The following is an 8,625-nucleotide window of genomic DNA, read 5'->3' as shown; positions in this document are numbered from 1 at the left end:
GATTAAGGGGAGATCAAAACCACCTTATTAAGGGGGGATTAAGGGGAGATCAAAACCACCTTATTAAGGGGGGCGGGGGGGATCAAAACCACCTTATTAAGGGGGGATTAAGGGGGTATCAATCTTCTATTTGATTAGAACTACTTACTTAAAAGTTAATTATTGCCATCAACAGATTCATCAAAATTATCTAGATTTAGCTGAAAAAGCCCACCTCAAGGTTGGGGTGAGTGAATTAAATTCCACCCTCGTTATTATTCTTCTCTACCCATGACTAACTCTTTATATATCAGCACGACGGCAACGGGAAGCGGTAAAGCGTTAGTAGCTTTAGGAATTATCGACTTAATTCTCCGCAAAACTAATAAAGTTGCCTTTTTCCAGCCAATTGTTCTCGACTGTTCCGAAGGTCATCGGGACGAAGACATTGACTTAATCCTCAATTATTTTAAATTAGAACAAACCTACGAAGAAGCCTTCGGGTTATGTTACGAAGAAGTTAAGGATTTATTGGTACAACAAAAGTTTGATGAAATCATCGAAAAAATCATCAAAAAGTTTAAAAACTTAGAAAACAAATATGATTTTATCCTCTGTGAAGGTTCCGATTATCTGCAAGAAAATTCCGCCTTTGAATTTGAACTAAATACAGAAATTGCCAAAAATCTCGGCCATCCCATCTTAATATTAGGTAATGCTCGCCAGCGCAGTATCGAAGATGCCCTTAGTCCGATCCTGATTTCCTGCGACACCTACCAAGATAAAGGTTGTAAGGTGATTGGGATTATTATCAATCAAGCTGAAGAGGAAAAAATAGACGAATTACGGAAAACCCTGACTAAAATTTTTCCCCCCCAAGAATATGCCCTAGGAGTGATTCCCCATAATGCCAAACTGAGCAGCCCGCGAGTAGCAGAAATCGCCCAACAATTACAGGCAAAAGTTCTCTACGGACAGCAAAGATTAGATAGTTTAGCCAGTAACTTTCTGGTGGTGGCCATGCAGATGCAAAATGCCCTAGAGCGGATAAAAGAAGATAGCTTAATTATCACCCCTTGGGATCGCGGCGATGTGATTATCGGGATGTTACAGGCCCACCAATCGGCCAATTATCCCCAATTAGCCGGTATAGTCTTAACAGCAGGTCATGACCTCAATCCTTCGATCGCCCGTTTAATTGACGGTTTGCCCGATCCCTTACCGATTCTCTCCGTCACCACCGATACCTACACCACGGCCGAACACATCCACGATGTGCGAACCACCCTGACCTCGACGGACTACGATAAAATTAACCTCAGTCTGCAGCTTTTTCACAGTAACATCAATCTCGATCGCCTAGAAGCGCAAATTCGCACTTTGCGGACCCAGGGGATTACCCCGAAGATGTTCACCTATAATCTCGTACAACAGGCCAAAGCGCAAAAACGTCACATCGTTTTGGCCGAAGGAACCGAACCGCGCATCCTCCAGGCGGCCACAGTTTTAATCGAACAGGATATCGTCGATTTAACCCTCTTGGGACAACCGGACGAGATCGAAATGGTGATTAAAAAACATGGTATCACTCTCGATCTCGATCGCCTGCAAATTATTAACCCCGTGGCTAGTCCCCATTTTGAAAGCTATGTGCAGACCCTCTACGAAGCGAGAAAAGCCAAGGGAATGAATCTGGATCTGGCCCGGGATTATGCACAGGATGTCTCCTATTTTGGCACTTTAATGGTGTATCAGGGCGATGCTGATGGTATGGTATCGGGGGCAGTGCATACTACTCAACACACGATTAGGCCTGCACTCCAGATTATCAAAACTAAGCCCGATTGTGCGATCGTCTCCTCGGTCTTTTTTATGTGTCTAGAGGATCGGGTCTTGGTCTATGGGGATTGTGCGGTCAATCCCGACCCCAGTGCCGAGGAATTAGCCGAAATTGCCCTATCTTCTGCCGAAACCGCCCAAAAATTCGGAATTGAACCGCGAATCGCCCTGCTTTCCTATTCTTCAGGTCAATCAGGCCAGGGAGAAGACGTGGAAAAAGTACGACAAGCAACCAAAATCGCTAGGGAAAAACGCCCCGATTTGAAGCTAGAAGGGCCAATTCAGTACGATGCGGCCGTGGATAAGGAAGTAGCCGCCCAAAAAATGCCGGGGTCAGAGGTAGCGGGCCAAGCAACGGTGTTTATTTTTCCTGACCTGAATACAGGTAATAATACCTATAAAGCCGTGCAGCGGGAAACGAAAGCTTTAGCGATTGGTCCAATCCTACAGGGATTAAAAAAACCCGTCAATGATCTCAGTCGCGGTTGTACCGTTCCCGATATTATCAATACGGTGGTAATCACAGCAATTCAATCCCAATCTTTTTGAGTTATAGTTATTTCAGAACAGAGAGAGAGTTTACCAATTTTCACGTTGATCGATATTTCCCAAAAACTAGCAATACTTACAAAAACATTATCGGTATTTTCAAGACTATCTCGCAGCGAAACAGGCAAAATCGGGTAATCCTCAGCTAACCAGATAAAGACATGAGTATCTATTAAAGCACTCCTGATTACCTATAGTCCTCAAAGTCTTCTAAGGGAGCATCAAAGTCATTAGCTAAAGGTAAAACGAAAGTTCCTTTTATTGAACCAGCTAAAGTTCTTTTAACAGTTACAGATTCTTTTACTGCTTGTTTATCTTCTTCTGTTTGGTCAGACTTAGTGAGCAAATATTCGGCATAATGTCAAAGTTCAGTTTTGAGAGCATCGGGCATATTCTCAACTATATTCTTAATCCTGCAATGATTTGGCATTGGGTAAATCTCTAAAAGCAAGCTGTAAAATTTGCTCATAAACAGGCTGGTTTTTCAATGCCTTCAAATCTTTGAGAAATCTTTTTCGATATTGAATCTTCAAGGTAAATCTATTCCTTCAAATAAGCCAGTGCCTCTTCGATATCTAATAGTGGACTCTGCTGTGCTTCATCCATCGCTTGGTTAAGGCAGTAGTCTTCTATTGCTTCGGTGAACTCTTCACAAGACATATCTTCTTGGGGAAATACTTGTCTCCATAGTTCAATCGGAATAACAACGGCTTTGGGTTGTCCGTTTTGGTCAGTTAGGTATTCTATTGAAAGCATAGACAAGACTTGTCAAGTTTGATAAGTCTATGATATGGCACTACGCGATTACATTAGAAAACGGGTTTCTTTGAGAAACCCGTTTTCTGGAGATGAAAAACATAGATAAAACCGTATAAAATCGAGAAAAACAGCGATACTTGACAAAATCGGGGGGGGGTGATAGGCTTTTTGGTAAAATTTCTCCAAAATTGTCAATGAATACTACAACTTCACTGAAACAAATTTCCTTAGCTACTAGCGCAGTTTTCGCAGCTACCATGACTTTTGGTATCCATCGGGTTTCTGCTGGAACTATCATCAGCGACCGCACTCAGCTAAATACTATTCTAGGAGGGTCAGGAGTCACTGAAAACTTTGAAAACTACAATGAGCCTGATGGTAATGCTTCACAGCTGCAAGCAACATTAGATTCCTCTACTGTGGTTAATGGTCAAGGTCCAGGGTTAGTGGTTAACGGTGTCACGTTTGTTGCCGGCTCTTCTAACCTTCAGTGGAATGGAGCAAATTATTTTGGTTCTCCTTCTAAAGAGCTACTTGCTAATGGCCAACAACCGATGAACATTGACTTTAGCGTACCAGTTAATGCCTTTGGCCTTGACTTGCGTGCTTACCAGGGATTTGGTGATACAGCGACTGTCACTATTTTTGGTACTGATGATTCGACGGTCTTAGATACTATTTCCTCCATTGGTCTTGCGGGTACTGGTGTTCCTGTCTTTTTCGGATACCAAGATATAGCAGGTATTGGTAAAATTGAACTAACCCAACAAAGTTTGTCTTGGAGTCCCATGATTGACAATCTCACCTTTGGACAGTCTGCTGCTGCTTCCACCCCTGAACCCAGTACCGTTTTAGGGTTAGGCTTATTAGGCCTGGGTGCCTTGGTTAAACGCCAGTTAAAGCCAAAGCCAGACAGTGATAAAGCTTAATTGCCATAGAAAACGGGTTTCTTGAAGAAACCCGTTTTCTGGAATAAGAGGCGATCGCTAGGGATTGCTAACTCGTGCTAAACTGGATTCAAATAATTAACTTCCAATCAATTCAAAGCAAGGACAAACCCATGAAATATCGCGTCTTAATTGAGCAAGATGAAGATGGCATTTATGTGGCTCAAGTTCCCTCCCTACCCGGCTGTATTTCTCAAGGCAATACCCGAGAAGAGTTACTCGCCAACATTCAGGAAGCAATTGCTTTATATCTAGAAAGCCTAGAAGCGCACAATGAACCGATTCCACCACCAATTTCTGAGGAACTGGTAGAGGTTAAATTATTAGTGAACTCCCTCCTATCGCTGGTCGCCAAGTCGTTAAAGCACTGGGCAAGATTGGCTACGAATTAGATCGGCAGCGAGGAAGTCATATCATACTCAGACAAAAAGCCTATCCCTATCGACGCATCACCATCCCTGACCATCGAGAAGTGGCTAAGGGAACGCTGAGATCTATCATTCGTCAAGCGGGATTGACAGTGGCAGAGTTTAAAACTCTCCTTTAGCTTGAGTCACCAGAGTCGAAACAACCGCTCATAAATCGCCAATTCAAAAATAAACTATTAAACAAGGTAAATGCTATATGAGTCAAGCTGCTGCAATCAATACTAAACTAATTGATTCCCTTGCTCAAATTATCCTTTCCTTAACTGACGAAGAACAACAGCTTCTCGTACAAAAAATTCAGCATCCAGCACTAGCCGCTGAGGAAATTCAACGCCAAGGGGAGGTATTAAAACGCGATATAGAGCTAGGAATGGAACAACTCAGGCAGGGTGATTATACTGAATATGACTAATCCTCATTGCCTAGTTTGTTAGAAACTATTAAGCTGTTCGTAATTTAAACGGATTTAGTATTAGCTTATTTCCTCCCGACCGGGCCGAAGCGGGAATCAAAACTATAATTAGAATCATTAAACCCCAACCATAACCCCGCCTCGATAGCCGATAACCGATCGCTAAACATGGATCCATCTTTCGCCCTTACTCTGCAAATTGTCATCACTGTGGTGGCGGGGATTACAGCCCAAGTCATTGCCGAATACCTGAAAGTTCCCAGTATTGTCTTCCTGCTCATTTTTGGGATTGCTTTAGGGTCCGATGGTTGGGAAATTTTACACCCCCAAAGTCTGGGAATTGGTTTAGAAGTCCTTGTTGCTCTCTCTGTGGCGATTATCCTATTTGAAGGCGGTTTAAGCCTGAGCGGACGGGAATTAGGGCGAGTTTCTGGCAGTTTACGCAATCTTGTCACCCTCGGTACTTCCATCACTCTCATCGGTGGCGGTATGGCAGCCCACTGGTTGGGGGAATTTCCCTGGCCGATCGCATTTCTTTACGCTTCTTTAGTGGTGGTAACTGGTCCGACAGTGATCGGGCCTTTGCTGAAGCAAGTAGCCGTAGATCGACGGGTGGCGACGCTTTTGGAAGGAGAAGGGGTATTAATCGACCCTGTGGGCGCAATTTTAGCTGTAGTGGTGCTAAATACGATTATTGATAGTCATGCCCGCCCCATGGAAATCATCACCGGTTTAACCCTGCGTTTAGGCATCGGGGCGGCGATCGGCATTGCTGGAGGAGGATTGTTAAGTTTTATTATAAAAACTTGCAATTTTTTGACTTTTGAGTTAAAGAATCTCGTGGTTTTAGCGGGAGTCTGGGGGTTATTTGGTTTATCACAATTTAGCCGCAGTGAATCGGGGTTAATGGCGGTAGTAATGGCGGGAATCGTGCTAAAAGCGGCGGCCGTTCCCGATGAGCGGTTATTAAGGCGTTTTAAAGGTCAATTAACCACTCTTTGCGTGTCGGTACTGTTTATTTTACTAGCGGCGGATCTTTCGATCGCCAGTGTCATCGCTTTGGGTTGGGGCAGCGTCCTGACGGTGTTAGTCTTGATGCTGGTGGTACGTCCCCTGAGTGTGGCTCTATGTACCCTAAAAAGTGACCTAAATTGGCGACATAAGTTATTTATCGCTTGGGTTGCCCCTAGGGGAATCGTTTCTGCCTCTGTAGCTTCTTTATTTGCCATTTTACTCACCCGTGCCGGTATTAATGGCGGTGAAGCGATCAAAGCTTTAGTCTTTTTAACAATTTTAATGACCGTTTTTATTCAGGGATTAACGGCGCGTTGGGTGGCAAAAGGGCTAAAAATCACTTCTTCTGCGGCAACAGGGGCAGTAATCGTCGGTTGTAATCCCCTAGGTCGCTTAATCGGTTCTTTATTCCAAGAACAAGGGGAAAACGTGGTTTTAATCGATACGGATGCCGGGGCCTGTCAGCAAGCGGCAGCCGACGGTTTGACGGTGCTGCAGAGTAGCGCACTTGATACAAAAATACTGCAACAAGCGGGAATCGAATCCATGGGAACTTTTCTGGTTTTGACTAATAATAGCGAGGTTAATCTGGTTTTAGCCCAGAGAGCCGGCGAGGAGTTTCATCCTCCCCGGGTGTTGGCTGCCTTTGCGGGAACCCCTAACCCAGATAAAAATAAGGTTAATCAGGTTTTTCTCCCTAGTTTTTCGGTCAAGGAATGGAATCAGTATTTAGACGATAATCAGATTAAATTGGGTAAAACTATCTTTAAAGGCAATGATTTGAGCGAACAACAAACCAGATTAACTAAATTAATTGAAAATGGCGAACTGCTGCCCCTACTATTGCGTCGTGATAATTCCCTACAGGTAGTAACAGAAAGGGAAGAATGGCGCACCGGAGACGAATTAATCTATATTCTGCGTGATTTACGCCCACAACTGCTTAAACGTCTTTCTGGCACTGTCAGAACCCGTTTATCTTTAGAAATCTTACCCGAAGTAGAAATCGCCACCAGTAGATAACTTGAGACTGTTCTATACTATTTAGTGGATTTAACGGGTTCAGGGCTTAAAATAAGCAACTGCCGACCGGCGCTAGATTTAGCGACACCTAGCAGTACGGGATGTTCAGTTTTGGGGGCATCTTGGGGTAAAGCACGAAAAAGGTACAGCCATCCCCCTCTTTCCAGTAATAATCGCCAGACGCGATCTTGCTCCGTATCGGTTAGGTTGCGCTGTTGAATAATGCGGGCTAAATTAGGATCACCAATGAGACTCTGCTGATCTTCGGGCGTTAGGGCTTCAAAAAGGGGCTGATTGGGGTCAAGATCCCCTGCTTCTTTACCTAAAATGAGCAGTTCCTTGGCACTAATCAGGGTGACAACGGGGAGAGTAGAAGTGGGATTCACCGCATCTCGACGGGCATCCTTTAAACCTTGATCCCGGGCAAGATGGAAGATGAGTAAGAAAATCCAACTCAGGAGAATCAGTTCCGAAGCGAGAGGAAGGGTTAACTGACGCTGAAACCGGGGACGAGGAGCATAGGGTATTTTTCGGCGATTGCGTTGGTTTTGTCTTTTCAGTTGCCAATTTTTCAGTCTAGTGAGCCACTGTTGATATTGCCAGTGAAGGAAAGCAAGGCAAAGGGTGGAAAGCTGAAAAAGTATAGGAATCAGAAGGGCAATAATCAGGGTGTTAGCAATACTTTGAGGCGTACCAAAGAAGACTTGAAGAGGGAGTAATAAGAAGGATTCAACCGGAAAATCGAGGCTGGTGATACCGAGTTGGTAATAGGCAAAGTATGCCCAACGATAGACCCAACCTGTATAGTACAATCCCGCACCAATGAGACCGGCGGCACTGGCAAGATTGAGGAGAATCGTCGGGGGAGAAGGAGTCGTCACAGGGGGCTACTAACGCTAAAAAAGAACGCTAAAATTAAAGTTATTATAGATGATCATTGTAGGGCGAGTTATGTTCAGACGTTTGGAAATTATATCTGGTATAGCTTTAGTTTTTTTGGGATTTTTGACTGTTTCTAGTATCGCTCAAGCACCCACCCTCGAAGCGGCTTTACCACGATTAGCAAATATTACGTTACACAATGGCAGAGATTATAAGGGGGTGACGTTAACTCAGTTCGATCGCCCTCAGCGTCGGATTTCTTTTAAGCAAGGGGGTAAGGAGTTTAATCTACCCATTGCCCAAGTGACACAATTAACCTTAGAGGGAGAAACCATCATCAGTATTCCCGAAAACCCGATAATTGTGATTCAGGGAGAGGACAAGCGATGTGGTTCGGTTTATGCTCTACCGCGCCGTTTTGAGCATTTGAGTTTGGTGGAAAAGCAAAAGCGTAAGCAGGTAGAGATTAACTTATCAGATTTGCCTCCAGAGATGCAAAGAGAGTTAACTCAGAAAGGGGCTTATGGTTATGTCTTGAAACAGTTAGAATTTGCTAATGGCGAGTTAAAAGCTGCAGGAGTGGTGCGTTGCCGGGCAAATTAATCACCAAAATTATGTCAATAAAAATCAGTATCAGGATTTTTAGGATTAAGGGATTAACAGGATTAGGTGACTTTTGAAGAGTCTATAATTAAAGGATCATAAAGAATATTATATCTATCCTGAAAATCCTCCAATCCCCTAAATCCTGAGATCAGGATTTTTAGGATTAAGGGATTAACAGGATTAGGTG

General features: G+C 43.8%; 8 protein-coding genes and 2 pseudogenes. 7 read left to right on the top strand and 3 right to left on the bottom strand.

The genetic code is table 11. The features are described from left to right. Positions 1 to 270 precede the first annotated feature (270 nt). On the top strand, positions 271 to 2,367 hold the full coding sequence (pta, locus tag PN470_RS05420; RefSeq protein WP_272103945.1) for a phosphate acetyltransferase: 2,097 nt from the start codon (positions 271 to 273) through the stop codon (positions 2,365 to 2,367). A 187-nt stretch (positions 2,368 to 2,554) separates the two neighbouring features. Here the strand turns inward: pta and PN470_RS05415 are convergent. Beyond that, positions 2,555 to 2,716, bottom strand: a pseudogene (locus PN470_RS05415) (DUF2281 domain-containing protein); the annotation flags it as partial. Between the two features lie 191 nt (positions 2,717 to 2,907). Next, positions 2,908 to 3,123 carry a hypothetical protein gene (locus PN470_RS05410; protein ID WP_272103943.1) on the bottom strand — a complete coding sequence of 72 codons (216 nt, stop codon included), beginning with the start codon at positions 3,121 to 3,123 and terminating at the stop codon, positions 2,908 to 2,910. 197 nt (positions 3,124 to 3,320) lie between these two features. Between PN470_RS05410 and PN470_RS05405 the strand changes: the two genes are divergently transcribed. The 5 genes and pseudogenes from PN470_RS05405 to PN470_RS05385 all read left to right on the top strand — a co-directional run bounded on the left by PN470_RS05405 (position 3,321) and on the right by PN470_RS05385 (position 6,950). Then, positions 3,321 to 4,055 (top strand): PEP-CTERM sorting domain-containing protein, encoded by a 735-nt coding sequence (locus PN470_RS05405; RefSeq protein WP_272103940.1) that lies wholly within the window; start codon positions 3,321 to 3,323, stop codon positions 4,053 to 4,055. Between the two features lie 131 nt (positions 4,056 to 4,186). Next, positions 4,187 to 4,396: pseudogene (locus PN470_RS05400) on the top strand (type II toxin-antitoxin system HicB family antitoxin); the annotation flags it as partial. After that, positions 4,396 to 4,620, top strand: a complete 225-nt coding sequence (locus tag PN470_RS05395; RefSeq protein WP_002733933.1) for a type II toxin-antitoxin system HicA family toxin — start codon at positions 4,396 to 4,398, stop codon at positions 4,618 to 4,620. The pseudogene PN470_RS05400 and the gene PN470_RS05395, both read left to right, overlap by 1 nt. 77 nt (positions 4,621 to 4,697) lie before the next feature. Then, entirely contained in the window at positions 4,698 to 4,913 is a 216-nt protein-coding gene (locus PN470_RS05390) for a hypothetical protein (RefSeq protein ID WP_016514807.1), read from the top strand. A gap of 168 nt (positions 4,914 to 5,081) precedes the next feature. Continuing rightward, a complete protein-coding gene (locus PN470_RS05385) occupies positions 5,082 to 6,950 on the top strand; it encodes a cation:proton antiporter (protein WP_272103938.1) in 1,869 nt (622 codons plus the stop codon). A 17-nt stretch (positions 6,951 to 6,967) separates the two neighbouring features. Here PN470_RS05385 and PN470_RS05380 read toward each other — a convergent pair whose 3' ends face one another. Further along, positions 6,968 to 7,831 (bottom strand): hypothetical protein, encoded by an 864-nt coding sequence (locus PN470_RS05380; RefSeq protein ID WP_272103936.1) that lies wholly within the window; start codon positions 7,829 to 7,831, stop codon positions 6,968 to 6,970. Positions 7,832 to 7,901: 70 nt separating this feature from the next. Here PN470_RS05380 and PN470_RS05375 point away from each other — a divergent pair, with 70 nt between their 5' ends. After that, positions 7,902 to 8,435, top strand: coding sequence for a hypothetical protein (locus PN470_RS05375; RefSeq protein ID WP_272103934.1), 534 nt, complete (start codon positions 7,902 to 7,904; stop codon positions 8,433 to 8,435). Positions 8,436 to 8,625 lie beyond the last annotated feature (190 nt).

The sequence above is a fragment of the Microcystis sp. CS-574 genome (assembly GCF_028329095.1).
GTDB classification, from domain to species: domain Bacteria; phylum Cyanobacteriota; class Cyanobacteriia; order Cyanobacteriales; family Microcystaceae; genus Microcystis; species Microcystis ichthyoblabe_A.
Note: the sequence above shows the minus strand (reverse complement) of the source record. Positions and strands in the feature narration are given on the sequence as shown.

Coding starts and splice junctions, on each gene's coding strand:
- pta (WP_272103945.1), top strand. CDS start 271: ATGACTAACTCTTTATATATCAGCACGACGGCAACGGGAAGCGGTAAA.
- PN470_RS05385 (WP_272103938.1), top strand. CDS start 5,082: ATGGATCCATCTTTCGCCCTTACTCTGCAAATTGTCATCACTGTGGTG.
- PN470_RS05390 (WP_016514807.1), top strand. CDS start 4,698: ATGAGTCAAGCTGCTGCAATCAATACTAAACTAATTGATTCCCTTGCT.
- PN470_RS05405 (WP_272103940.1), top strand. CDS start 3,321: ATGAATACTACAACTTCACTGAAACAAATTTCCTTAGCTACTAGCGCA.
- PN470_RS05375 (WP_272103934.1), top strand. CDS start 7,902: ATGTTCAGACGTTTGGAAATTATATCTGGTATAGCTTTAGTTTTTTTG.
- PN470_RS05410 (WP_272103943.1), bottom strand. CDS start 3,123: ATGCTTTCAATAGAATACCTAACTGACCAAAACGGACAACCCAAAGCC.